We start from the raw sequence: 1,037 nt of genomic DNA, 5'->3' as shown, positions 1-1,037 counted from the left end.
GAACCCGAAAGTGTGTCCTTTAAACCCGAAAGTGTGTCCTTTAGAACCCGAAAGTGTGTCCTTTAAACCCGAAAGTGTGTCCTTTAAAGTCTTTAAAACCAGTCATACCAAGGGCTCAGACCCTCTCTAAAACACTTAAAACAAAGTAATAAACAAAGTAATTAAACACCACCAAACAACACGCGTACGCGCGCGAGACGGTGGTGGTGGAATAAATGGGACCGAAAATGTTACCTTTCAACTTCAAGCCCCAAAACCCATTACTAGAAAAAGACAGGGGTTCCTTACACGCTAGACCCTCTTAAAACGCACAGAAACCACCCTAAAAGCGTTTTGAAGGTGGAAATTGAATACATACAAGCAAACGTTTCTAAGACGCCTTAAAACCCCCTTAAAAACGTTTTTTCATAAACAAAAACTCCGCAGAAACCAGTCTGGGAGTTTTACAGGCGAAACGCTTTTAAATTGCTTTCAATTTGCTCATCGGTAATGCCAATGTAGCGCAACGTAATTTGCGGATGGGCATGATTGAGGATATTCTGCAGCTCGGCAATGTCTTTAAACTGCTTGTAATGCCAATAGCCGAAGGTTTTGCGTAAGGTGTGCGTTCCGATGCCCACCGAGATATCGACCATCTGTGCGGCTTTCTGAAGCTGTCTGTAGGCTTGGACACGGGTAATCGGTCCATTTCCCTTGCGACTCGGAAAAAGCCACTGAGCGCCCTCTAACGTGCGAATATAGGCAGCCAGTTCGTCGTAAATGTTGCCGAGGTGAATCGTCCGCCGTTTGCCGGTCTTGCCTTCGCGCAGCGATACCACTTGCTTGCCCTGGATTTCGCTTGTTTTGATCGCTAATAGATCTCCGACACGCAGCCCCGAATTGATGCCGAGCAAAAACAAAATATAATCCCGTTCGCTGCACCACTTTTTCAAGCTCCATTTCATGTCCTCAATCCGGTCTAAAGAACGGATTGGTTGGACGTCTTTATGGAATACATGTGGGGTATTTATTCTAGCAACTTTGGCCGTTCATCCATT

General features: G+C 45.5%; 1 protein-coding gene. It reads right to left on the bottom strand.

What is annotated here, in order from left to right; all coding sequences use genetic code 11:
- Positions 1-443 precede the first annotated feature (443 nt).
- Positions 444-944, bottom strand: coding sequence for a tyrosine-type recombinase/integrase (locus ABZ924_RS38800; RefSeq protein WP_361920471.1), 501 nt, complete (start codon positions 942-944; stop codon positions 444-446).
- Positions 945-1,037: the final 93 nt, after the last annotated feature.

It is taken from the genome of Streptomyces sp. NPDC046876 (assembly GCF_040645035.1).
Classification (GTDB): domain Bacteria; phylum Actinomycetota; class Actinomycetes; order Streptomycetales; family Streptomycetaceae; genus Streptomyces.
Note: the sequence above shows the minus strand (reverse complement) of the source record. Positions and strands in the feature narration are given on the sequence as shown.